Source organism: Streptomyces sp. NPDC026417 (genome assembly GCF_055567695.1).
Window position 1 is genome coordinate 1 of sequence record NZ_JBVHPY010000021.1, and the last position, 21,942, is coordinate 21,942.

Sequence of the window (21,942 nt, forward strand, 5' to 3'; positions counted from 1 at the left end):
CTCCGCCAACTGAGGCCGTGACAACGGAGGAAGAGACGAGCCCGCAGCCGAAGGTGAGGGTTGATAAGCCACCCCGAAAGCCTCCCACCCACGCGACCAGCACACCCACCGAACTTACGAAAAGATCAGTAGGGCGTGTATCTGAAGTCTCAGGTAAGGAAGGTGCGAGGGGTCTCTGTGGGCCAGAATGCTCGGATGGTCCTGCTTGAAACTCCCCGGTTAGTCCTGCGTCGTTGGCACGCGGATGACGTTGTGCCCATGGCTGCTGTCAATGCAGATCCCGAGGTGATGCGGTGGATCGGTGATGGCAGTGTCCGTGACGAACAGCAAACTCGCCGAGGGATCGAAGCGATGGAGCGCGAGTGGGACAGGCAGGGCTTCGGCCTGTTCGCCGTGGAGATCCGCTCAACTGGCGAACTGGCCGGGTTCACCGGTCTTTCGGTCCCCGACTTCATGCCGGAGCTCCTACCTGCAGTTGAGGTTGGCTGGCGGCTGGGGCGTGCCTATTGGGGGCAGGGCCTGGCCACGGAGGCCGCTGCGGCTGCAGTGCGATTCGGGTTTGAGGACTGCGGACTGGGCCGGATTGTCAGCGTCGTCCAGCTCGGCAACGGTGCCTCGGAACGCATCATGACGAAACTGGGGATGCATCCGGTCGGTGAGACTGTCGATCCCAGTTGTGGTCGTCGAGTGCGGGTGTTCGAACTGTCATCGGACCAGGACGTCACAACCACTCGTTGATGGCAGCAAAGAGGACTGTCACCTTTCGGAGTGCAGGGCGACCGCCGAGGCACGAGGGGCCCACCGGCATCCCGCCCGGTGCGCCCTGGTGCGTCACGCCCCAGCTGCGGCCCAAAGGCGGTCCTGCCGCTTGCCTCGGTTGAACGCTCTCAACCCAGGCGATTGCCGGTACTGGGCAGCAGCGTTCACCAAGCCACGCTCGGCATCGCCCGGGTCCACAACTTGGCCCTCACTCAATGACTCGAGCCCATACGGGACAACATGTGGCGGCGATTCAGTGCCCTCCGGAGGGCAGCCCGCTTCGGAATTACTCCCCACGCAACCCGGCGATCAACTCGCCCCGCAGCGCAGGTAAGAGGACTTGGCCTTCAAGGCCCTTGCATTTGGCGGAGCAAAGATCGCGCGAGAACGAGATGGCGATGCTCTGGCTCCAGTACTGCTTGGGCGTCGTTCATGATCTGTACGAGCTCCTGCCACGCCGGATCGGTGCGGCCAAGGCTCATAAGTGCTTGAGCTCGTTGCAGCCGGGTGTGGAGGGCGTGAGGATGGTCCCGTCCCAGAATTCTGCTGCGTTCCGTGAACAACTCTGTGAACACCGCGATCGCCTCCCGGGTCCGGCCTGCTCGTACATGGAAGTCCGCCTGGGTGCTGCGGATGGCGAGTAGGTGCGGGTCGCCTGGCTCCAAGCTTTCCTTGGCGCACGCTGCCAGCTGGTCCAGTTCCTGCTCGGCCGCTGCGAGGCCATCGGTCATGGCGGAGAACCATATGAGGCTGCGCCGGACGGCAAGCACTTGGGGGCTGCTGGGTCCCTCCAACTGTGTGCGGAAGTGCCGAAGTTCCTCAAGCTGCTCTACTGCGGATGCAGCGTTCCCCGCTTCCCCAGTGAAGTAGGCACACTGATGCCGGGCGGCGAGTGTGTCAGCGTGCGCGGGCCCCAGCGTCACGGCCGTGGCGGTGACCAGGTCCCGGAATGCCTCAGCAGCGGCCTGCGCTTCACCAGCTTCTCCAGTGAAGAACGCCCACTGATGGATGCACGCCAGGGTCTCGGGATGGCAAGGGCCAAGCCGGGCCCGCCTGTGCCGCATGATGCCTTCCAGGCTCCGGGCCGCTTCGAGCGGTCGGCCACGCTCGCCAACTGCGATCGCCAGCGGGTATTCCGCTCTTGTGATCCCGCCAGCACGAGCACGCTCCAGAGCTTGGGTCGCTCGTCCCAGTTGGTTCGCCTGGTGCGCGAGAATTCCCATGTCGTAAGCGTCTGCTGCCCTCACCCGCGATAAGAGCCCTTCCCAAAGGTGATCGGGAACGCGGGGTAGCCCTGGAGTACTCAGCAGGTAGTCGAAGGCTGTGTATCCCTCACTGTAGTTGCCGATCAGAAGGCCGCTTGTGGCATAGGCAGCCTTGCAGGCCCATTGCATCGCTTCGGAAAAGGGTTCGGGCTGCAGGTCTGGTCCGCCACGCTCGGCAAGATAGGGCAGATGGAAGTCGTGCAGCCACTGCCTGCTTGCTGGCCTTCGTAACCCCGACCTGCGGCAGTCGACTGCCGCTGCGACGATTGCTGCGCCCCGCGGATTCGCTCCCGGCGCCCAGGCGTTCTCCCATGCCGCCAATAACTCTGGTCCTGCCGCCAGGACTTCAGCGAGCCCGAAGCGGTCGCAGCTCCGCAAAGCCAGTTGGACTCGTGGATCCGGTTGCGCGTCAGCGCGAGTCCGCTCTTCGGCCGACCAGCGGCGATCCAATCGCACCTGGGTAGCCATGTGAAGGACTTCGCGTTGGACTCGCCAAGCATCTCGGTCCGACCCCGTGAGCCGGCTCTCCTCCCGTGCGTCGTAGTGACGGAACTCTTCCGAACGCATCGTTGCCAGCACCACGACTTGGCCGAAACCGCCGTCCATCAAGCCAGCCATCTCAGAGGCTGTCAGCCCGTCAGCTCCCAGGTAGTTTTCGAGATCATCCAGCCAGAGGACGGCGCGGCGGCGACGCCTGGCCACCTTGATGGCATGCGGGAGTGCCGACCTGGTCAGAGGGCGCACGAACGTGTACTTAGGAAGACACAAACGCGCGACCTCATACGCGAGCCGCGTCTTGCCTGCCGTCGACTCCCCCACGATGAGAACGAAAGCCTTCTCTTGCACGGCCCATTTGACGTCAAGGTGTGCATCGCGCTCGACGTAGGGGGGTGCGAGCTGATGATCGGGGTGTCCGTCGGCGGGATGAACGCCTGCCAGCTCAGGACGGTCCACCTGCTCAAGACGAGGGATACTGCCCGCGGCAGTGCGCAGGAGCGCCGTCTGGTGCGCTTCTCTGCGCTGCGGTCGCACCTGATCGGTGACTACTGTGTAGACAGTCGTGACCGCGGCCCCGATTCCGGCGGCTAGCGGACCAGAGGCCCACGTCGCGGACAGGGCGACAGCTGCCCCGCCGGCGCCTACAGCTGTCAGGTACCTCAGCCAGTCTCGAGACCGCTCGCCACTCTGGCGGAAATACGCTGACACGCTGCCCCCCCCTCGCGTGACGTGGTCTTCCATTCTCGCCACCATGCCGCTGTTGTCGAGAGAACCGCTCGGACAAATGCTGCAGTGATCAAAAGTCGTGTCAATGTCTGTTCATGGGACACAAAAACCAGCGGTGTTGCATGAGTTGACATCCGAATTAATAGTCACGAACGTATCTTGACCCGGCTGCGTCACAGGGACGATATAACGCGCCACATCCTCGTTCTCGTTCTCTAGGGCCACATACGTATCGGAGCGTTGCGCACCGTCGTCGGCGGCCACGGTCTTTGCGGCGGGGTGCGGGATGGGACGGGGGTCTCTCCTCGGATGTGGCAGCACCGCGCTGGGATGTCTGGGCTGCACCGCTCCCGGGAGCCGGGCTACGGGACGTGTTGCGCTCAGGGGATGCGGTCGGGGAGGCAGTACTCGTACTTTCGGGGCCGGAGGTCTTCTGCGGCGGGCTCCCAGCCCCAGTACTGCGAGACTGTGCCGCCGCTGGCCGTGTAGGGGTCGGTGTTGGTGTCGACCTTGATGTCACTGACGACATACAGATCGACGGTGTGGTCCTTGTCCCGGGCGTACAGGACGTTGTTGATGGTGAGTTCGACGCTGGTGGCGGCCCCGGTGGTGCCCTTGACCTCGACGTGGCGTTCCTCGGCGGCGCGGGTGCAGCGCAGGCCGTAGGGTTCGCCGAGCTTCTCGACCGTCCAGCCCTGTTGTTCGCAGTGGGCGGTGGTGAGTTGTTCGGCGTTGCGGTCGTGGCTTTGGCCGGGGTGGGCAATCCAGCCTTGGCTGGCGGGTGAGGTACTTCACCGACGACGACTACCTCCTGCCTGTGGCGAGTGCGGGGACGATGACGCCTTCGCCGCCAGTTTCGCGTCGGCACAAGACGCTGCACGTCGGTTGCTGCAGAACCAGCGGCAAGTCCGCCGCTATCGATCACGTGCCGCCGATGAACGCGATCATGCGCTTCCAGGGCAACCTGTGCGCCCTGCGCCAAGAACGCTTCGTCGATCCCCCCACTCCCCCGATGCCGTCGGCTTCCGGCACACCGACCACGACCACCGCCGCCCCTCGCCCGGCGGCTCAACCTCACACGAGCGGCCGTGGAAGCGGGCGGCCGGCACCCAGCCTCGTCCTGTCCGATAGATGCCTGTTGGGTATCCGGTTCGCGATGATGTGATCACTTCCATGAAGAAGATCACGACACTGGCCGCCGCAACGGTGGGCGCCGCTTCCTGATGTCGGGAACCGCTGGCGCTGCCCCGGTGCCCGAGGTACCGCATCAGTGGGACAAACAGTCAAATGCCAGACCAACGATCCGAAAGGAGGCACATCGTCACCCGCTACGGGAACTCGGACCTGGGCTGGTACCACTTCACCGGCCGCCACAACATCAAAAAATGCTCCTCGCTGGCCGCGGCCCTTCACGGACGCGTGGACCGCAACGACCACCACGGTCATCTGGAATACGACGGGGTGGTCATCGAAACAGGCCCAAGACCGCGGCAGGTGAAGTTCACCGTCGTCGTGCAGTACACGCGCAAGACGACGGACGGCCCTACGATGCCGGGCGAGGTCAGAAGATTGGCGTCATCACGGCCTACTGCCACAACCAACCGAGGAACAAGTGTCCCGCATGGGCCAACATGTGAATTCACCCGAACCCGAACCCGGCACCGAGCAGGCGACCACGGGCCATCTCCTCGACCTCGTGCGCTCCTTCGTCACCACGCACGTGTCCTGGAAGCCGCTGTTCATCGGCGCGATCATCACCGGCGACGACCGTATGCGCCTCTACTTCCGTTCACCTGAGCGGAACCGCACGTACGGCGTGGACGTAGTGGTCAGCAATGCAGGCCCTGGTCTGCTCGGCTCTCTGGTTTCTCCGGCATTTCTGGCCAACGAGCACCTGCATCAGCCTTCCGACGATCCACACTGCGACGTGATCGTGGACCTAACCGACTACTGAGGCACGGGCAGAGGTGCAGCTGAGTCAGTTCAGGTGTTGCCCAGGCCACTCAGCGCGGCGGAGCCGACCTGGGCAAACCCCGCCGGCGTCAATTGACTGATGCAGGGCGCAATCGTCACAGCATTCGCAGCCAGCGCCCGCCCAGCTGCTGAACTGGTGAGCAGACAGCTGAGCAGACGTAAACCAGAGACGGACGCGGGTGGAGATCATGGGTACGCGAGAGGTCACATTTGCCAGCGGACCGGTAAGGCTGGCCGGCAGCCTCGGGCTGCCGCAGCAGGAAGCAGTCCATGCCGGAGTTGTGCTGGTCGGAGGGTCCGGGGACTCCGACAGGAACAACGACACGTTGTTTCCGCCGCTGCGCCGACATTTGCTCAGCGCGGGGTTCGCCGTGCTGTCTTACGACAAACGAGGCGTCGGCGAGTCCTCCGGTGACTGGCGCGCGGGGACACTGGCAGAGCTGGCCGCCGACGCGGCCGCGGCCCTCGATCTCCTTCGTTCCCAGCCCGAGTTGGACTGCGGCACGGTGGGTCTCTTCGGTCACAGTGAGGGCGGCTGGGTTGTGCTGCGGGCAGCAGCGGGCCGCGACGACATTCCCTGGGTGGTCACCAATAGTTGTCCTGCGGTAAGCCCGGCGGAACAGGAACGCTACGCGCTGGCACGTCATCTGGCCTCATCGCACGCCGACTGTCCGCAGGACCATGCGCGCACGCTTGCTCTGTACGATCGGCTCATCGAGGCGGGCCGCGGGGGCGCGGACTTCGCGACGGCAGCGCGCATCGTCGACGCTGCCGGGCAGCCGCCTGGGCTGGCCTACTTCTGGGCCGATATGGACGAACCGCTGTGGACATTCCTCAGGCGGAAGCAAGATCACAACCCAGTCCGTGATCTTCGAAGGCTGCGCTGCCCCCATCTGGCCTTCTTCGGCGGCGAGGACTCGTTGGTTCCAGTCGCCGACAGCGTGCACACGCTAAGCCGGACTGCCTGCGACGCGGCACGCCCGCGCCGAGCGACTCTTACGGTGGACGTCTTCCCCGGAGCGAATCACCGGTTGCAACTACCCGACACCAGCGAGCTGGTACCGGGATACCTCGATCGGCTGAACGGCTGGCTCCGCCAGCAACGCCCGTCTGGTGGTCAGTGGCGCTGTCCTGTGTAGGGGACGAGGAGCTGCGCCGCCCACAGGACGTCGAGGGCCTGCCGGTGGGGGGCTCGTCCATCTCGCTTCTAGCGGGGGCGACGCGCCGCGCCGGACCAGGCAAGGCGACCGTCTGATCAACAGGAACTGCCCCTGAAATCAAATCTGTCGGTTCAGTGAACGGCTTCCTGTTGCGCGGTAGTGGGGGGCAGGCCGGAGATACTGGCGCCAGGAAGAACCTGAGGTCGGAGCAGAAGGCCGTCACCTGCGCAGACCTATACTGATGGTCTCCCTCATCCCGTGCGGATGGGTGGGCCGGGACAGACGGCTGGCTTTGAGACGGCGTGGCCGTCTGTCCCGGGGATAGCTACCGCACGAAGAGGCGGGTCTCATTCAGGGGTAAGAGTTCGGCCAGCAGTCGGCACCGTCCAGCCATTCACCAATCAGGCGGGCATCCCGCTCGGCACGGGAGGCATTTCCGGTCACGAGCAGGTCCTCCAGTAGAGTTGATATCGCTGACTCCCATGGGACATCATTCGGCATATGCCGGTTCCACATGAACTCGGATCTCCCCCGAACAGACCAATCGCCGCGGGCCCCCACAGAACCAGAAGACAACAGGGGCGTGTCCGTTGCCGTCTGTTCGGCATCTCGCCTTTGCGCGCCCTCGGGATAGCGCAGATCTGTTGCGGTGGCTTAACCGGTTGGGTGCCTTCGCCCGGCGAAGAGGAGCGGGGTGAAGCCGGTGTGAATCAACTCCTCCGCCTGGCAAGCGTCTCCGGTTGGGTCATAGGTGTGCGATAAGACTGTGGGGCGCTCGGTGGGCGCGCCGGTCGGGCAGGGGGCCGCCGAGCAGGATGAGGCGCGCTGCCAGGTGGCGTTGTCCTGCGCAGGGGGCGAGGAGCTGCAGGATCATCTCGTCGGTGCCGTCGCCGCGGCCGGTGAGGGCGTAGCCGATCTGGACGGGCAGGTGGAGGTCGCCGAGGGTGAGGGCGTCTGGTGCGCCGAGGGTCCGCTGGAGGGTTTCCGCGGCGGTCCGGGGGCCGATCCCGGGGATGAGCTTGAGACGAGCCATGGCACTGGGCCGGGCCATGGTGGCGGCTTCTCCAGGCGCGGCTGACCGTCGCGTTTCTTGCGTGAGGTGATCTGGTCGGTCACACGCCGTCGATGGCCGCGAAGATCATCAAGGCGAACCACGCAATGGCGGCAGACCACGAGAGCAGGGCCGCGAGCGTCATCAGCAGGCGCACGAAGACGGAGGAGACGCCGACCGCGATGTGGGGGTGACGCGGGTCGTAGGCGATCTCGACGTGGGTGGTCCCCCGTGACGTTTTGAAGGTGTGGGTCTCGCCGTGCTGGTCCGTGTATTCGTACGTCCGTGTCGACTTGCCGCGGAAGGCGAATTCGGCCTGCACCGTGATTCCACGTCGGGGCAGGTGCCACATGTTCTTGGCCTGCGACGCCAGGATGAAGCAAGCCGCGTTCAGGCCCAGTCCCACGATGCCCAACACGAAAGTGACCAGGAGACCGGCCGGTCTCCCGCGGACGACGACAATCGTGCTGCTGGCTACGAGCGCCGCAAGGCCGGGGCTGAACACGGCCATGATCAGGCCCGATGCGAGGAACTTGTCTCGGACGCCTAGGGCGTGCGGGTCGGCAAGGGAGCGGGTGGTCACGAGTGCGGCTCCGTCAAGGGACGGGTCCGAATCGGGGAGTTGAGCCACGGCAGCGTTCACTGCTGTGGCGAACATGCCTGCTGCGGCCTCGCTGACACCGTCCACCCGCTGCACGACAGCCTGGGTGCCCTGCGGCATCCGTAGCTCGACGGTGACGGTCCGTCCGCTCGTCACGACGTCGTGGACGGCCTCCAGGGGGATGCGTATTTCCTCCTCTGCGCGGCGCAGGGTCAGCGCCGCCCCGTCGTGCCGGAGGACGGCACCCCCGCTGCCGCGCAGCACTGGAATGGAAGGTGTGACAGCCATGAGTGTGATCATATGAGGTCGACGACGTCTTGAGGGTTCGGTTCGTCATCATCTCCGGCATGACCAGGACCTTCCCAGTCCCACGCACTTTTCGTGGCCACGGCCAATCCGCTTCAGCACCGGCTGCTCTTCGAACACTTCCTCAATGCGCGGCGCACGTCGCTGCACGACATCGACCTGGACGTGGAGTCCGAGCGGCGCCTTGAGGTGCACGACGCGATCATCGAGTGATTCGGCAAGGAGCGGACCGCGGCCACCGGGATGCCCGAGACCTGTCGAGCCCGGCACGTCCTGCGCGAGACAGGACCTGCCCTCGGCATCCCACCGCAGGTGATCGGGGACATCGCCAAGAGCTTCTCGCACATCCGTGCCCGGGACATCCGCGGCGCCCTCGCCGGACTACCGCAACTGCGGCAACTCGTTGGTCGCGCCCATCAGTTCGGTCCGCTGTGGGAGCTCGCGGCAGGCCTGGACGCTCTCCCCCGCGGCTACGCCATGCACCCCAGCGGGGTGATCATCTCCAACGCGTCCTTGCTGGACCGCGTCCTCGCGCAGCCCACCCCGGCCGGCTACGCGAGGTTGCAGGCAGACAAGGAGGATGTCGAAGATCTCGGCCTTCTGAAGCCCGATGTGCTGGGCGTGCGGATGCAGAGCTCCGTGGCCCCCGCCGTCGCCGAAATCCATCGGGCCACCGGCCGGGTCCTCGACTTGGACAACCCCGATCACGTCGACCTCGACGACCCGCTCGCTTTCAAGCTCATCCAAGCCTCCGACACGGTCGGTCTCTTCCAGTTGGAGTCCCTAGGCTCGACCACCCAGCGGTGCCGGCCCAGACGTACCGCTGACTCGAAGGCCTGGCGCGACTCCGGTTTGACCAGGCACTGCGACGCCGTGACCGTCCTCGGCGACGGCGCATACATCAACACCGGGCTCGTCGTCCCGCACCGCAAACGCCCCGGCCGGGCCCTGCAGCCCGGCGAGGAGGAGGAGGACAACGCGAAGCACCGCAAGGCCCAAGCCCGAGCTGTGCACGCCTTCGCCTGTTCAAATACAGCCCTGGTTCCAGCGGTCATCCAGGTAGGGCTTGAACGGTCGGGCTTGGACGGACGGCCCTGCCACTGCCCGCGGAAGAGGTCCTCCGGGAGGGCTCCGTCGGCGAAGAGCTTGACGGTGAGCAAGTTCATGCCGAGTTGGCGGCCAATCGCCCTGCAACTGAGTCCGGGGGTCAACAGTTCATGGACGGTCGCGTGACTGGCCCGGGTGCGGTCGGCGAAGCGGTGTCCCCTTGGCCAGGGGAGCCGGACCGGTCTTCGAACTCCGCCGCAACTTCTTCCACGGGTCGAACTGTCAACCAAACCGCCCTGAGGACAAAACATTTTCAGGCAGCTTCCCGCGGCCCCGGCCGCCCGACAAGCGTCACTCCGCGTATGGATTCACGAAAAGTGAGCCAGAACCCCGGAGATGACGTCACCCGACCGACGGAGATCGTTGAGACCGGCCCTGACCGGACTTCGTGGAGGCGCCGATGCGTGACAGCTGAGCGGTCTGAAAGCTGATGGGCCGAGGGCTCTCTCCGTCGACATACTGAGGGCGGCTGTCCTGTCGCAGAAGGAGACGTGTCCATGGAGGCGCCAGGGTTCACCGTGCTGGTGACCGAATCCGGGAACGGGGGACAAAGAGCCCTGCAGGCTGTTGGAGCGGTGACCGGACTGAGCCTGTGGCGGAGCAAGCTTCTTCTGGGCAGTGCCCCTGCGGCGGTTCTGGAAGAAGCCCCGCTCGACACGGCCGTCGTCGCAGCCCGGCGCCTGCAGGAGGCCGGTGTGCCCGCGGCCGTCCGGTGCACCTGGTGCGACCGGACGGTGCCTCGTGACGAGACGCTGCTCGACCCCGGCCAATGCGCATCCCGCTATTGGCCGACGGCCCATTGCCAGGCGAACTCCCTGACCAGCTGTGATTGCGAGTTCTGCAGCACCTATGGGCCCACCGGCCTCAGCCTCTGAAACTACGTTGAAGCATTGGCTACGCGGCTTCGGTGCCCAAGGAGATGAGCATGTGGGACTTGCCGGTGGCGGAGTCAGAGATCAGGCGGAGCGGCCGGCTCTTCTTGATCCACTCGTAGCTGGCGAGGGCAACCAATGGCGCCCCGTGGACAAGCCTCTAGCTTGTGTGCTCGTGACTGATGGTTCGCAGATGCTCCCGAATCGACATGTCCTGGTTCGGGTGTTCAACGAAGTGCCTGAGCTCTACCGCGACCGCTCGGGCGACTTCGGGCGTGTGCGCGATGATCCATACCTCGGCTCGCCCGAGCGGGCCAGTGTGTGGGTCTCGATGTCCTTCACGTGGGCGTGTTCCCTTCGGGGCGAGCGAGAAGCCGGCGGGTAGGGGCACCGTGGCGCCCTCACCCGCTGCCCGGGTCGTAGGAAGGCCCGTTCCTCACCGGTCGGCATTCGTGCGGTGGGCTCGACGACTGGTGTCGTCCGGCAGGCCCGGAGGTCTCGGCAGGGGGTCGCTAAAGTGGTAGGCCGCGATCCGTGCGTCGTGCTGGGCGTTGAGCAGGTGGATCAAGCGCATTCCGACGCCGGCCGCGAGGACCATCACCGCGATGATGACGAGGGTCTCCACGGAGCTCACCTCCAGCCGTTCCCGGGCTGCGGCAAGGCGCTTCGTTTCATCGGGCACCCGAAGGGAGACATGCAGGCCCCGCCCTCGCCCTCCCAGGTGGCTTCCCGGCGCACGGCGTCACGGATGCCGCGCCCGATGACGGCTTCGTTGGTCATCAGGACGCCCGCCGTGAAGAAGCTGCCCGGAATCGCGGCAGCGGCCATCAGGCGGGCCGCGGCGGTGGCTGCAGTCTCGGGCGGGATGACGAGGAGGTCCCAGCGGCCGACGGTGTAGGAGAGCAGAATGAGCTTGTCGGGGTCCTGTTCGGTGAACCAACCCACGTGCAACGTGCGCCCGTCCACGGCAACCGTGTGCGGGACGACGGGCCAGCGGGTGGGATTCACGGTGACGCGGGTGATGCGCCCCCAGGGATCCTGCAGGGCGGCGGCGAGCGCTGGGAGCTCGGTTTCGAGGTCGCGGGAGTAGGGCCACCAGGCCCCGTCCAACTGGCCGGCGAGCGTGGTCTTCGGAGTGAGGGACAAGCGTGCCGGAAGCTCTGCGGCGAGGTCGCGGGGCGCGGTCCGGTCGAAGGTCGTGGTCATGATGCAGACCTGCCCCCGGACTGCCCGTCGACAGCCCGGTTTATCGTGGTCGCCGGAAATGACACCCGCGTGAAAGCCAGTGTGCGAAGTACTCCCGGTGTCTTCACTGTACGCCTGCTCGGCGGACTATGACCGGCGTGACCAGGTACTTTCCGGGGGTCGGCGGGAGTATCGTGAAACGCATTCGATTGGCTTCGGGTCACTTGCAGCAGTCGCAGCCGGGGCGGCATCCGCACGAGTCGGCTTCGATGCCGGCGGGCGACGCAACCGCGGCGGCCGGGGTGGCGCAGCAGCCCTAACCGGGGGCCGCGTCGAATAGGGCTCTGACGTGCGGAGACCCCATACTAATGATCGCCCTCGTCCCGTGCGGGATGGGTGGGCCGGGACAGACGGCTGGCTTTGAGACGGCGTGGCCGTCTGTCCCGGGGTACAGCTACCGCACGAGAGGCTGGGCCTCATCCAGCGGCAAGAGTTCGACCCGCGGCCGGCACCGTACGTTCGCCGATCAAGCGGCGTTCCCGTTCGACGCGGACGGCCGTTCCGGCCATGGGCAGGTCCTCCAGTGGAATCGATGTCGCTGACCTTAGGACACCATCCGGCATATGCCCGTTCCATATGGTCTCGGATCTCCCCCAAACAGACCAACGCATCGCGGGCCCCACGGAGCCGGGAGACAACAAGAGCCCGTCAGCTGGAGCCGGTTCGGTATAGCGCCTGGCAGCGCACCCCGTCGTGGTCGAGGGTGAAAGCGGGGGGCGGCGGCCGACGTCAATTGGGATGTCAGTCCGCAGATCCAGCAGGGATGGCCGAGTTGCTTCACGGCGGCGGCAAGGCGGCAGTAGGGGCGCCGTTGCGGATGCCGGCCACGGGCGCCACCTCTGCTCGCGTCAGGGGGCGTCGGTCTCGACCCCGTCGACGTAGTCGTCGACATCGTCCAGAGCATCGTGGAGGTCGTCGGTGGCGTGCTTACCGGCGAGCTCCGCCCTGTCGCCCCGCACGGTCGCGTCGCCGACACCGTCGCACTCGGCGGGGTGGAAGACGTGCTGCCCGTTCTTCATGGCATCGAGGACCTGCTGCTCGATGGCGGCCTTGCAGGCAACCGGGTCGGCCTTGTCGTCGCTGCCGCAGCCGGTAAGGGCGGTGAGAGCAAGCAGGGCTGCGACTGTGACTGTATGGGCGTGCATGATCCGCCCGAGGACGTGGGGATCCTGATGGGGCATCATGCGTCTCTTGGGGGTAGCTGCGGGCCCGTGTGGCCGCTCGTGACCGCTCGTGACCGCTCGTGACCGCTGGGGGGATACGACGAAGCTCCGGCCTGCGCCCGCAGGAAGTGGACCTGACTGGTCGAGACTCCTGTGCGTATGGATGACCTAGCGGTCAGCGTCGGCCTCGGTGCTCCGGAACTTCCAGCCTCTGCCCTCGATTCCGTGGTTGCGCTATTGGCCAGACGTGCCGTCCGGCGTCATGGGCCGTGACCACCACCGCAGGCCCGGTCCCGGTCAAGGCGCCGCGCGTCGTGAACTGGCCAGAGCCCTCAGCCGCCCACGAACGCGAAGACCAGTGGTTCGGGCTCCATCGGAGGACCCGAGCCCTCGTCGCGTGCGCAGCATTACCGACCGGCGAGCTCACCACGCTCAACCTGGGGCGATGCGTCGCGGTCGTGTCAGGGATGGCCTGCTTCCTTCTTGGATGCCGGGCCGCAGGTAGGCACCCCGAGCCTCGCGGCCACCCGGCGTCACGGCATGCCCGCACCGTGACGCCCCGGCTGCACACTGCGGACGGGCTACGTCATCAACTCGATGTGCGGATGCTCGGGCTCTGCCGGGCAGACGAACAGGTGCTGCCGGTAGCCGCTGCCTATCTGGACCCCGGTCGCGTTGTAGCCGCGGTGGCCGGGGTACGGTCCGGCACCTGGGTGGGGGTGCGGAGACCAGCTGTTCCCGGCGTCGTCCCCTTCCTCGAACGTGGCGACGGTCATCAGGACCTCCATGCCGGTGCCGCACTCGGAGCAGGGCTGCGAGCTGGGGTCGGTGGAGTTCCAAGCGGGCCAGCCGCCGACCTTCCAGCCGGGTGCGTTGGACAGCACACAGTCGTAGTACGTGTCCAGGTCCATGTCTTCCTCCGCTGCCTGCGGCACGCTCCATTCCTTGAGCTGCTCCCGCATTTCTTCACTCAGCTCCAGATGGTCCGGGTACTCGGTGATCTGCTCCGGTTCGAGCACGCACGGTTCCGGTAGATAGCCGTCGAACTGCACTGCGGGCGGCTCGGGGGGCGTGTCGAGGATGTCGGTGACGGCGGCCGCCGAACGCCAGAAGAGCAGGGTCCTTGGCATGATCGGATGATCGAAGGGGCACCACAGAACCTGCAGCAGGTCCTTGCCTTCCGGCGGGCTCAGATCGGGCACATCCCGTACGTACAGCTGCGCGACGGGCAGCATCGCTATGGGGCCGTCGTACGCCTGGACCGCCAGCCTCACCGGATACGTCCGAGGGGGCCGGATCCGCTCGAGGGTCTCCCGCTCCTCCGGAGTCAGGTCCCGGCCGTGCGAGGCGGCGAAGATCCGTCGTTCCAGCCGCAGATCCGCCGGGGACCGGGCTGGGTTGATGCCGTCCACCTCATGCGGTTCCTCACAGTGCGGCCACGGCTCCTCGGCGGGCCACAGCAGCGGCCCGCCGATCGAGCTTTCGTGCCACGTCGGCGCCCCAGGGCGGGGGTGCAGGCGGGTCGCCGTGCGGGCCAGCGGTGCCAGTTGGGGAAAGACCGCGGCAACGTCGATCGGCCGTGGCGGAGTGACAGGAGCGACATTCATGACCCCAATCTTGCCAATCACCTCTGACAACGGCCCTCGTGGCCGACCCACGAAGAGCTCCGGCACGGACGCCACCCGGCAGAGCGCTACCGCCGGTCCGTTGCCGGCAGATGCCCCACGAGCAGCTCCACAATCGCCGTGTGGATGTCCGTCCACGCGCACGGTTCGTCGCCACGTACCACCTGGACAGGGACGACCTTGACGCGTCCATTTCGTCCGCACCGCCGCCGGTCAGGACATGGTCCATCACGATCTCCATCGGCCGTCACGCCGTGGCCGAACCCCTTGAAGTGGAGCATCTCGCCGATGGTGAATACGCAGACGGTCCGGGCTACAGCCGGTCAGGCCGCACCAGCCGATGAACGCGCCGTCGGAGACGCGGTCGACGGCCACCCGCGCTCCCGTGCCTTTCTCCTCGATCGTCCGGCAGGTCTCGATGAAGCGCTGGGCGTCGGCCGGTTCGGTCCACGGCGGGGAGTCCCAGTAATGCAGGACGTTGGCGCTTTTGTGCAGCGCGTAGAGCAACGCCGCGTCGGCGTCGGTGAGCGGACGCAGTCGCAGCTACGTCGGCAGTGACGCCGGACGCGCCGGATGGGCGGTGAGTCCGCAGTACCGTGCCAGCGTGGTGAGCAAACGGCCGCCGTGCTGGCGGACCTTCGGGACGCCGACCATCCTTGTGCTGTACCGAATCCCGAAGGGATGGAGGTACGCCGTTCACTTCACCGGACCGGCCGGCATCGCCGACGGCACTCTCGCTGGTCCTCCGCCCTCGTCCGAGCCGGACATCGCGCGGGCGGCCCTGGTTCACAAGGCGGAGGACCTCACTCACCGCCGGCTCGACGTCCTCTGGCACGCACCCGATCAACCGGACTGGTGGACTGGCACGGTCACCGTCGCAGGGCCGCTTCCACCTGCCTGAACCCAGCGCACCGACGCGGTCAGGGCCCCGGACCCCGACGGCGTCGGTCATCGCACTCGACAGCACCTCTCCGTGCCCGTGCTGCTGTCGAAACCACCCCGAGGCCCGCCGGTCGGTGCCGGCATCCCGTAGCGTCTGCCGGACGTCCCCGGTACGGGGTGGGCGAGGGAGGGAAGTTGAAGATGCGCGGCGTTCGGCCGGCGGCTGCGGCCGCGGCGGTGGTGCTGCTGGGGTTCGCGGTGGCGTGCGGGAAGCCGGATTCGGGGCCCGGGGGCGCGACTACTGCGCCACCGGCGCACGCCCGCTTCGAGGAGGAGGTCACGCTCGACGACGGCAGCCGGGTGGGCTTTTCCTACGCGAGGGGGCGCGGGCTCGTGGAGCAGCACCGCACGCCAGGAGCACGGGCTTGGAGCGCGCCGCACCTGGTGCACCGGACCACCTCCGATCCGTGCGGGAGCATGACGGTGACGCCGTTCGGCGCCACCGTCGCGGTCATCGCGAACTGGGGGCCCTACTGCGCGGACGGCGAGCCTCCCACGGAGTCGGTAGCCGCCGTCGGTACCGATGGCCCATCCCGGTGGGACACGAAGGTCACCGAAGACTTCGACGGGTGGGAGAAGGTGTCCGCCGTGCGCGGCTCTCAGGACCTGCGTTTCGAAAGCATGTCGACGGAATGGGCGACGCTGCTGCGCTGGAACCGTGACGAGGGCTTCGCGGAGGTGGACGAGACACGGCGCTGAGCCGAGCCGGGTGTGCGGGAGGCGCACGAGTGTCGGCGACGCTTGGCGAGTGAGCCGGCTGAAGAACCCGAGGCTCGCTACCGGTCGACGTTTCAGCCGTCGCCGACAGGTGGAGCCGGCGGCGGTCTGGCAGACCATGTCGCCGCCGCAAAGGACGTCGTGGCGTGGGGGCGTGGCGTGGGCTTTGCCGCAGCGGCGGACCCCATGGGGCAGGAGAGGCCCTGCACGACGGATTCGACGCCGAACTCCTCCGCACCCTGCTGAAGCCCGCAGAAGAAGGCCGCGGTGAGTACGACGATGATCTTGTGCAGCGTCTCGCGGTGGAGGCGATCACCCGCGCTCTGGGCGGCGGCCGCGCCGAGTTGACGATCCTGCCCAACAGAGTCACGCGCGCGGAGCGTACCGCAGGAGTCACCAGTCGTTACCCCGCGCCGACACCACACTGTGAAGCTCAGAAGTCGAGAGGAGCCCCCTACGCTCCCCCATCGCAGGACAGCAGGAAGTCGAGGAAGTGATCTGCCAGCGGTTCACCCAGAAGCGGTTGAAGGAAGAGGAACTGCCCCTGAGGATTCACCTCGAGCCATACTGGCTCCCCTCGCGGAGTCAATTTGATGTCGATGATCCCCATGCGCAAATCGAGTTTCTGAAGCACCGCAAAAGTCTGCCGCGCTACATCATCAGGGATTACCCATTTTGATATCGGTACGTTGAGATCGGCGCGCGAGTCCAGGTTGCCTGTCTCGATCAGAGCGGCATACATTTTGCCGCCAAAGCAGTTGAGCCTCACATGCCGGTGCCCCGGGATGTATTCCTGATACATTGCCGGGCACGCATTGAAGGACTCCTCTGGGATGTCAGCCGGGTCATCGACGTACTCGGTGAACATCATCGGACCAGGCACACCTACCATTGGCTTAACGATGACGCGCCCCACTTGTCGGGCGAATTCAACTACGTCGGCACGGGACTGCGACACCATCGTACGCGGAACCCGGAATCCAGCCTGCCGCGCCACAGTAAGCTGATAGAGCTTATCGGCGGCACGACTGGTGGCCTCCGGGAAAGAAATCCATTGCCCCTGATAAGACGCCGCAAAAATACCGCTGAATGCTCCCCGGGACTCCGTGTTCACCACGCGTCGCTGATGATCATCTACTGCGTTCTCCCACGCCTGCTGCCTCGCCATCGTCCTTCGCCACCAGACCACGGAGACATCACTGATGGGGACTGACATCCCCTCACCAGTCAGGATGGTGTTGGGGGCGTCTCCATGGGAACTCCAAGTCAGGCTGTGGCGACCGCTGATTTGGTCGCATTCGGCGATGTGGAAATCACGATAGCCACGGCTCAATGCCGTATGCTGCAGGACTCGAGCGTGAAGATCATCCTTGACCGAGACGGCGAGGATCATCAGCACATATCCGGATCCGTGATTGAGTCATCCCATATGCCCCCGGACAACGACTCGGACGCCATCCGTGAAAGCGGAGTCTCGATATCCACGTTGATGCCGGTGGTCTTCCGGAAGGAGTCTTCCCACTCTTTGAGCTCTTCCGGCCCGGACACTAGCCGACGGCCGTCAGACTGCACGTGGAAGATGATCGGCGGTGGACTATGAACGACACCTTCAGCATCTCTCGGGAGAGATTCTCCAAATCTGAACTGTGACGACGACATCGACATCACCTGCATCTTGTCCTGAGTCATCGAGTCTCTTACCAAGGTAAGCGCAACCAGGCAACCTTTGCATCTCGACAGGGGCCGGCCAGATTGTCGCTGCGTCAACTACCGACTTTGAAAGCGGGATGTTGTCATGAGCGGCTTCCAGGAGAACCTGGAAGCCGTACTACGAGCAGCACTGCACGCTGTGCGCGCCCCGGTCGGCGGCGGCCCTGGACAAGCCGGTGGATCAGTGGCTGTCCAACCTGCGCCGTCCTTGTGCCGGCCCGGCCACGCGGAGTGGAAGGCGGCGCCAAAGACCGTGGAGGAGGACTGGAACCCGCAGTGGCCGGTGGAGTGGCAGCGGCATTATGCCGCGCTGCGCGAACTCGTAGTGCTTGCTGCTTGCTGCTTGGGGCGACAGGCGGGCAGGCCGGGGTGGAAGCTCACTCACGCGCAGGCCCCGAGGACCTGGTCCAGGTCAATGCCGTCCGGGTCGCCGCACCCGCCCGCGAAGAAGGCGTTGACAGCCGGAGCCGAAGCGAGGCGGGCGCGCCAGCTGCGGACGACGTCGTGGACCAGGGCGAGGCTGAAGGAGTGACGGGCGTCGTCCAACGCGCCTGCCCAGTCCTGCTCGAACGCGGGCACCGGCGGGGGATGGTTGTCACAAGCACGGCACGCGGCTTGTCACACATGCTCATTCGGCAGTCCTCACCAGAGGCGAAGATCAACCGCCTCTGGCTCCCCGAGACGACACTTCACCACAACCGCGTCCTGCTCCTGTGCGTCCTACTACCGAGCGCCGGCAGAAGTCGGCTACCCCCGGGGGAACGGGACGCGAGTCATGCAGAAGTACGCGATGATCCAACACGTCACACGGTTCTTCCGGCCCCCGCGTGGTGCAAGACGGCAGCCACCCACGTTCGTCCGGCAACTGGTGGAACTCTGGCTGTTCGCGCTTGCCTTCGGGGCCGGGCTCACTGCGATCGGCTGGGACGAGGAGTTCGGCATGGGACTGCTGCTCCTCTTTTACGGCGACATCATCGACGGGGTGCGGTACCGCTGGACGGCCATACTGGCCGCGGTAACAGTCCTGTCGGCTGCGAGCCGGCACACGAGAGCCGTCCTGCCCGGCTCCCTCGACGATGCCTGGGCGCACAGCGTTGGCTCCGCTGTCGGTTTCACGCTCGGGCTGGCAGTGAGCGCCGCGATCACACGGCTTCCGGAACGCCGGCCACATCGGCCCGCCGGGGGACACGATTCCGGGTTCAGCGGGCAAGACTCGGCGTGAAGGGAGAAGGGCCGCCTCCGCATGACCGAGGCCATGTCGACGGTACCGACACCGACCAGGGTCTCGTCACGGCCATCCCCAACCATCTCGCTTGCGGCTTGCCGAACCGTCAGGAGCCGGCCCGCTTCCGAGTCGCCATGCAGCCGACGGAGCACCTCAGCCGGCGCCACACCGTGCACCACCACCACGGTGGGCAGGATGTAGTCCTCCTCCAGTTCCAGCTCGTAGACCCAGGCGAAACGCTGCTCCGCGACGTCGCCAGCCGTCAACCCGCCCAGGTCGTCGCCCGCCCATCCGAGGCCCACGGCACAGTTCGCAGAGCCCGAGGTGCCTGGTCAGGCGTCAGCGGCACGTACCCTCCGATCAAGCTCATGCGCGGCAAGTGTGGGGAGCCGCTGACAGATCTCCCCGTCGCTTCGCGGGAGCGTCTGTCCTACGCGGGCGGCAGAGACCTGCGTCATGGAAACGGACGGGTTCTGGCAGTTCATCGAGACCGCACGCTCAGGCTTTCGATGTCGACGGACGGCGCTCGGCCGGCGGATGCCCGTGTCGGCCGGTTGGTGGAGGACGCGACGGGTCCTGGGCGTACGTACCCCGATATCGTCCGTGCGTCCCACGAACCGTCAAGCCGCCGCCGATCCTCGCCGTCACCCCCGAGGCACGACCTCCGTGCCACCGGGCATCGCCGGGTATCGGGCAAGCGAGCTGGTCAACCGGCACGTGGCTCTCCGCCCGCATCGACCGAACGAGCATGGGAGAGGCACGTCGCCTGGTGATCTCTAGACGGTGAGCAACCCGGCGAGCAGCACAGCTGCCATCGCGGAGCAGACGCGCGGCTTCCTCCAGCCCCGCCCCGAGGCTTGGCGGTTCAACTCCCCCAGGAACACCAGCCCGCCGGCGAGGCCCAGCGCGCTCCGCAGCAGGAAAACGGTGGTGTGCACGGGGATCCTCCAGAGACCATCGGTTGGACAGGAAGGCTACATCCGATGAGGTCGCGTGAATTGCCGTCCCGGCTGCGGCCTATGGCGCTGAGAGATCGACTCCGAGCCTCTGGGCTGGAGCTGCCATGGGGCGAGTGAGCATGGCCCCGTAGTCAGCTCGGTCCACGGCGATCATTTCGGTCGTGACGAGACGCCTGAGGGACGCCAATAGGTGGGGCAGCCGCTGGGGTTGTGTTACTGCGCTTGTTGTGCGGCCTGCTTTGCTGCCAGGTTCCGGGCGTGAGCTTCGCGTCGTAGTCGGCGTTCGTAGTCGGCGATCTGACGGGCCAGGGGGGCGCTGGTGGCTGTGCGGATCAGCCGCTCGTTCTCACGATCCACTAGGAAAGGACCGTTGCCGCCCAGCCGAGGCCGCTGTCCGCCCTGGCCGTCCCAGGTCGCGCCCCAGTGGAAGATCCACCCGAACGGCAAGGCCTCCACGCGCAGGATCTGAAGGTCGTATGCAACGCGGCCCCGTACGTCGTCGATCTCGGCAAGCACCAGTCGGCGCGCGTCGTCCTCGGTCAGCATCGCTCGCTGTCTACCGTCGTTGTCGTCCGAAGTTCGATGTCAGGCCGGCCGAGGCACTATGTTCACTGCCCGGTAGTGGTAGCCGTCCTGCTTGAAGCCGGGGGCTTCCCACTGGAGATCTACACGTTGCCCAGGCGACAGCGTATGGAAGCCCTTCGTCTGGATGTCGGCGTAGTGGCCCCAACAACCGCCGGGTGTCTCGGGAGAGTCGAGCACCCCCCACCCTTCCTCGTCGTACCACTCACGGACAGTCGCCATCACCATGCAGTGACTATACGAGTCCCGGTTGCGCTGACGTATCAGGGGCTCAGCTTGGCATCGGTGCACTCGTCTTGGGTTCTTCGCCGTCTCGTGCATCGGTGTCACAGAGGCTGCTGTGTGTCGAGGCCGTCTGGAGGTGTTGCTGGCAGCGGAACGGCCGTCGGCACCGGAAAGGATTGCAAGCGCCTTCTCGCCGTTGCGATGGCGCTGGATCTTGTTGAGCACTCGGCAGCGCAACGGTGCGGTTTCTGTACTGGCCGCCCCTGCAGCCGGCCAGGATCCGGAACCTACGGGAGGGCGACCGGGACGGGAACGACATCGGCCGTCTGGTGTGGGTGGTATGCGACGCCTGCCACGTCGGCAACATCAACAAGATCTCCATCGACCGAGCCCCGGACGACGCATGATCCGCAGAGCCTGAACGACAGCCCACCCCGACTGCACCTGACAGACCACCCACCACTCCAGTTCTTCCCTGCCCTGAATCCTGGCAAGCTCAGCCGTGTCAAGGAGAGGCCAGGCTTGTGTCGCAGGGAAGCAATCGCGATCCACCCTGGTTCCTCGACGTCCAGGTCGAACTGTTGCTCCTACCGGTACATCCCGAATACCGGACTCCGCTGCCGGAGGAAAGCCTGCTTCCGAACAGTCGCCGTCGTCTCCTCCAAGCGCACGTGAGCTGCGCTGAAAGGCCATGGTGCCGTCCGGCGTGCGGTTCAGACGTCGTTTCCGATGGCTGCTCCACGGGCGTGGCAGACACGGCTCAGCGAGTCATGAATCGGTCCAGGCTGTGTGACGTCGCGCGCAGGTTGGCCGACCACGCCTCATGATCAGGAGGTGGATGGTTCGGAAGTTGGATGTCCCTCAGTCCGTCATCCGCGCCGAATCCGGTCGAGTTCCAGTCCACCGCGATGCCAGCCCTCTCCGCGAGCACCAGCACCATGGCGACGAATGCTTCGGACAGGGCGATCACGACGGCGTGGTTGATCTCGCGGTGCCACGCCAGCAGGGCATCGACGAATGCTTTGAAGTCGGCGGGGTTGATCTGGCACTCGTCGGCTGCCATCGGCCCGATGCCGGAGACCAGACCCAGTTCGGCTTCGTAGAGGGCCACTTGGCGCAGGAACAGCCGAGAGGCGCCGTTGGACGGGTTCCACAGGGTCTGCTCGGCCATCTCGTAGTACTGGCTCACCGGGCTATCTCTCTCCTGGTCACAGGCACAGCCTAGTCAGC

Annotated in this window: 23 protein-coding genes and 3 pseudogenes; 9 read left to right on the top strand and 17 right to left on the bottom strand. The window is 66.0% G+C overall.

The features are described 5' to 3' along the window. The first annotated feature begins 195 nt into the window (after window positions 1-195). Window positions 196-738: a GNAT family N-acetyltransferase gene (locus ACZ4NT_RS28825; protein ID WP_467728238.1), complete on the top strand. Its 543-nt coding sequence runs from the start codon at window positions 196-198 to the stop codon at window positions 736-738. 368 nt (window positions 739-1,106) lie between these two features. Here the strand turns inward: ACZ4NT_RS28825 and ACZ4NT_RS28830 are convergent, their stop codons facing one another. Then, window positions 1,107-3,056: a hypothetical protein gene (locus ACZ4NT_RS28830; RefSeq protein ID WP_467728239.1), complete on the bottom strand. Its 1,950-nt coding sequence runs from the start codon at window positions 3,054-3,056 to the stop codon at window positions 1,107-1,109. A 572-nt stretch (window positions 3,057-3,628) separates the two neighbouring features. Next, the gene (locus ACZ4NT_RS28835) at window positions 3,629-4,012 is read right to left on the bottom strand and encodes a protein NO VEIN domain-containing protein (RefSeq protein ID WP_467728345.1); all 384 of its coding nucleotides are present in this window, start codon (window positions 4,010-4,012) and stop codon (window positions 3,629-3,631) included. A 17-nt stretch (window positions 4,013-4,029) separates the two neighbouring features. Between ACZ4NT_RS28835 and ACZ4NT_RS28840 the strand changes: the two genes are divergently transcribed. The 3 genes from ACZ4NT_RS28840 to ACZ4NT_RS28850 all read left to right on the top strand — a co-directional run bounded on the left by ACZ4NT_RS28840 (window position 4,030) and on the right by ACZ4NT_RS28850 (window position 6,361). Next, window positions 4,030-4,413 (top strand): hypothetical protein, encoded by a 384-nt coding sequence (locus tag ACZ4NT_RS28840; RefSeq protein ID WP_467728240.1) that lies wholly within the window; start codon window positions 4,030-4,032, stop codon window positions 4,411-4,413. A gap of 456 nt (window positions 4,414-4,869) precedes the next feature. After that, window positions 4,870-5,202 carry a hypothetical protein gene (locus ACZ4NT_RS28845; RefSeq protein WP_467728241.1) on the top strand — a complete coding sequence of 111 codons (333 nt, stop codon included), beginning with the start codon at window positions 4,870-4,872 and terminating at the stop codon, window positions 5,200-5,202. A 208-nt stretch (window positions 5,203-5,410) separates the two neighbouring features. Then, window positions 5,411-6,361, top strand: a complete 951-nt coding sequence (locus ACZ4NT_RS28850; RefSeq protein ID WP_467728242.1) for an alpha/beta hydrolase family protein — start codon at window positions 5,411-5,413, stop codon at window positions 6,359-6,361. A 766-nt stretch (window positions 6,362-7,127) separates the two neighbouring features. Here ACZ4NT_RS28850 and ACZ4NT_RS28855 read toward each other — a convergent pair. Together ACZ4NT_RS28855 and ACZ4NT_RS28860 are read right to left on the bottom strand one after the other, a co-directional pair. Next, window positions 7,128-7,433, bottom strand: a complete 306-nt coding sequence (locus ACZ4NT_RS28855; RefSeq protein WP_467728243.1) for a hypothetical protein — start codon at window positions 7,431-7,433, stop codon at window positions 7,128-7,130. 61 nt (window positions 7,434-7,494) lie between these two features. Then, entirely contained in the window at window positions 7,495-8,298 is an 804-nt protein-coding gene (locus ACZ4NT_RS28860; protein ID WP_467728244.1) for a hypothetical protein, read from the bottom strand. Between the two features lie 90 nt (window positions 8,299-8,388). Between ACZ4NT_RS28860 and ACZ4NT_RS28865 the strand changes: the two are divergent. Together ACZ4NT_RS28865 and ACZ4NT_RS28870 are read left to right on the top strand one after the other, a co-directional pair. Beyond that, window positions 8,389-9,168 (top strand): annotated as a pseudogene (locus tag ACZ4NT_RS28865) (DNA polymerase III subunit alpha); the annotation flags it as partial. 770 nt (window positions 9,169-9,938) lie between these two features. After that, window positions 9,939-10,322, top strand: coding sequence for a ribosomal protein L7/L12 (locus ACZ4NT_RS28870; RefSeq protein WP_467728245.1), 384 nt, complete (start codon window positions 9,939-9,941; stop codon window positions 10,320-10,322). A gap of 22 nt (window positions 10,323-10,344) precedes the next feature. On the opposite strand, the pseudogene ACZ4NT_RS28875 reads toward ACZ4NT_RS28870, so the two are convergent. The 6 genes and pseudogenes from ACZ4NT_RS28875 to ACZ4NT_RS28900 form a co-directional block, all read right to left on the bottom strand. Next, a pseudogene (locus ACZ4NT_RS28875) lies at window positions 10,345-10,455 on the bottom strand (IS21-like element helper ATPase IstB); the annotation flags it as partial. Window positions 10,456-10,755: 300 nt separating this feature from the next. Then, on the bottom strand, window positions 10,756-10,944 hold the full coding sequence (locus ACZ4NT_RS28880) for a hypothetical protein (protein WP_147464409.1): 189 nt from the start codon (window positions 10,942-10,944) through the stop codon (window positions 10,756-10,758). 5 nt (window positions 10,945-10,949) lie between these two features. Continuing rightward, window positions 10,950-11,525 (bottom strand): DUF5994 family protein, encoded by a 576-nt coding sequence (locus ACZ4NT_RS28885; protein WP_121407702.1) that lies wholly within the window; start codon window positions 11,523-11,525, stop codon window positions 10,950-10,952. Window positions 11,526-12,412: 887 nt separating this feature from the next. Continuing rightward, window positions 12,413-12,748, bottom strand: a complete 336-nt coding sequence (locus ACZ4NT_RS28890; protein WP_467728246.1) for a hypothetical protein — start codon at window positions 12,746-12,748, stop codon at window positions 12,413-12,415. A gap of 560 nt (window positions 12,749-13,308) precedes the next feature. Next, entirely contained in the window at window positions 13,309-14,334 is a 1,026-nt protein-coding gene (locus ACZ4NT_RS28895; protein ID WP_467728247.1) for a hypothetical protein, read from the bottom strand. A 324-nt stretch (window positions 14,335-14,658) separates the two neighbouring features. Beyond that, a pseudogene (locus ACZ4NT_RS28900) lies at window positions 14,659-14,895 on the bottom strand (GNAT family N-acetyltransferase); the annotation flags it as partial. Between the two features lie 540 nt (window positions 14,896-15,435). Between ACZ4NT_RS28900 and ACZ4NT_RS28905 the strand changes: the two are divergent. After that, window positions 15,436-15,993, top strand: coding sequence for a hypothetical protein (locus ACZ4NT_RS28905; protein ID WP_467728346.1), 558 nt, complete (start codon window positions 15,436-15,438; stop codon window positions 15,991-15,993). Between the two features lie 472 nt (window positions 15,994-16,465). On the opposite strand, the gene ACZ4NT_RS28910 is transcribed toward ACZ4NT_RS28905, so the two are convergent. The 3 genes from ACZ4NT_RS28910 to ACZ4NT_RS28920 form a co-directional block, all read right to left on the bottom strand. Next, entirely contained in the window at window positions 16,466-17,404 is a 939-nt protein-coding gene (locus tag ACZ4NT_RS28910; RefSeq protein WP_467728347.1) for an ATP-grasp domain-containing protein, read from the bottom strand. After that, entirely contained in the window at window positions 17,404-17,700 is a 297-nt protein-coding gene (locus ACZ4NT_RS28915) for a hypothetical protein (RefSeq protein ID WP_467728248.1), read from the bottom strand. Before ACZ4NT_RS28915 ends, ACZ4NT_RS28910 begins: the two co-directional genes overlap by 1 nt. 402 nt (window positions 17,701-18,102) lie before the next feature. Beyond that, a complete protein-coding gene (locus ACZ4NT_RS28920) occupies window positions 18,103-18,300 on the bottom strand; it encodes a DUF6247 family protein (protein WP_467728249.1) in 198 nt (65 codons plus the stop codon). A 196-nt stretch (window positions 18,301-18,496) separates the two neighbouring features. On the opposite strand from ACZ4NT_RS28920, the gene ACZ4NT_RS28925 reads away from it, so the two are divergent. Beyond that, window positions 18,497-18,943, top strand: a complete 447-nt coding sequence (locus tag ACZ4NT_RS28925; RefSeq protein ID WP_467728250.1) for a hypothetical protein — start codon at window positions 18,497-18,499, stop codon at window positions 18,941-18,943. A gap of 779 nt (window positions 18,944-19,722) precedes the next feature. Here ACZ4NT_RS28925 and ACZ4NT_RS28930 read toward each other — a convergent pair. The 3 genes from ACZ4NT_RS28930 to ACZ4NT_RS28940 all read right to left on the bottom strand — a co-directional run bounded on the left by ACZ4NT_RS28930 (window position 19,723) and on the right by ACZ4NT_RS28940 (window position 20,715). Continuing rightward, window positions 19,723-19,884 carry a hypothetical protein gene (locus tag ACZ4NT_RS28930; protein WP_467728251.1) on the bottom strand — a complete coding sequence of 54 codons (162 nt, stop codon included), beginning with the start codon at window positions 19,882-19,884 and terminating at the stop codon, window positions 19,723-19,725. A 234-nt stretch (window positions 19,885-20,118) separates the two neighbouring features. After that, entirely contained in the window at window positions 20,119-20,451 is a 333-nt protein-coding gene (locus ACZ4NT_RS28935) for a hypothetical protein (protein ID WP_467728252.1), read from the bottom strand. A 39-nt stretch (window positions 20,452-20,490) separates the two neighbouring features. Continuing rightward, a complete protein-coding gene (locus tag ACZ4NT_RS28940; RefSeq protein ID WP_121407709.1) occupies window positions 20,491-20,715 on the bottom strand; it encodes a cold shock domain-containing protein in 225 nt (74 codons plus the stop codon). 236 nt (window positions 20,716-20,951) lie between these two features. Here ACZ4NT_RS28940 and ACZ4NT_RS28945 point away from each other — a divergent pair, with 236 nt between their 5' ends. Then, complete coding sequence (locus ACZ4NT_RS28945; protein ID WP_467728253.1) at window positions 20,952-21,119, top strand: hypothetical protein; 168 nt, start codon at window positions 20,952-20,954, stop codon at window positions 21,117-21,119. A gap of 353 nt (window positions 21,120-21,472) precedes the next feature. Here ACZ4NT_RS28945 and ACZ4NT_RS28950 read toward each other — a convergent pair whose 3' ends face one another. After that, on the bottom strand, window positions 21,473-21,901 hold the full coding sequence (locus ACZ4NT_RS28950; protein WP_467728254.1) for a DUF6086 family protein: 429 nt from the start codon (window positions 21,899-21,901) through the stop codon (window positions 21,473-21,475). Window positions 21,902-21,942 lie beyond the last annotated feature (41 nt).

Coding starts and splice junctions, on each gene's coding strand:
- ACZ4NT_RS28825 (WP_467728238.1), top strand. CDS start 196: ATGGTCCTGCTTGAAACTCCCCGGTTAGTCCTGCGTCGTTGGCACGCG.
- ACZ4NT_RS28845 (WP_467728241.1), top strand. CDS start 4,870: ATGGGCCAACATGTGAATTCACCCGAACCCGAACCCGGCACCGAGCAG.
- ACZ4NT_RS28850 (WP_467728242.1), top strand. CDS start 5,411: ATGGGTACGCGAGAGGTCACATTTGCCAGCGGACCGGTAAGGCTGGCC.
- ACZ4NT_RS28855 (WP_467728243.1), bottom strand. CDS start 7,433: ATGGCCCGGCCCAGTGCCATGGCTCGTCTCAAGCTCATCCCCGGGATC.
- ACZ4NT_RS28885 (WP_121407702.1), bottom strand. CDS start 11,525: ATGACCACGACCTTCGACCGGACCGCGCCCCGCGACCTCGCCGCAGAG.
- ACZ4NT_RS28890 (WP_467728246.1), bottom strand. CDS start 12,748: ATGATGCCCCATCAGGATCCCCACGTCCTCGGGCGGATCATGCACGCC.
- ACZ4NT_RS28895 (WP_467728247.1), bottom strand. CDS start 14,334: ATGAATGTCGCTCCTGTCACTCCGCCACGGCCGATCGACGTTGCCGCG.
- ACZ4NT_RS28905 (WP_467728346.1), top strand. CDS start 15,436: ATGCGCGGCGTTCGGCCGGCGGCTGCGGCCGCGGCGGTGGTGCTGCTG.
- ACZ4NT_RS28910 (WP_467728347.1), bottom strand. CDS start 17,404: ATGATCCTCGCCGTCTCGGTCAAGGATGATCTTCACGCTCGAGTCCTG.
- ACZ4NT_RS28915 (WP_467728248.1), bottom strand. CDS start 17,700: ATGACTCAGGACAAGATGCAGGTGATGTCGATGTCGTCGTCACAGTTC.
- ACZ4NT_RS28925 (WP_467728250.1), top strand. CDS start 18,497: ATGCAGAAGTACGCGATGATCCAACACGTCACACGGTTCTTCCGGCCC.
- ACZ4NT_RS28935 (WP_467728252.1), bottom strand. CDS start 20,451: ATGCTGACCGAGGACGACGCGCGCCGACTGGTGCTTGCCGAGATCGAC.
- ACZ4NT_RS28940 (WP_121407709.1), bottom strand. CDS start 20,715: ATGGTGATGGCGACTGTCCGTGAGTGGTACGACGAGGAAGGGTGGGGG.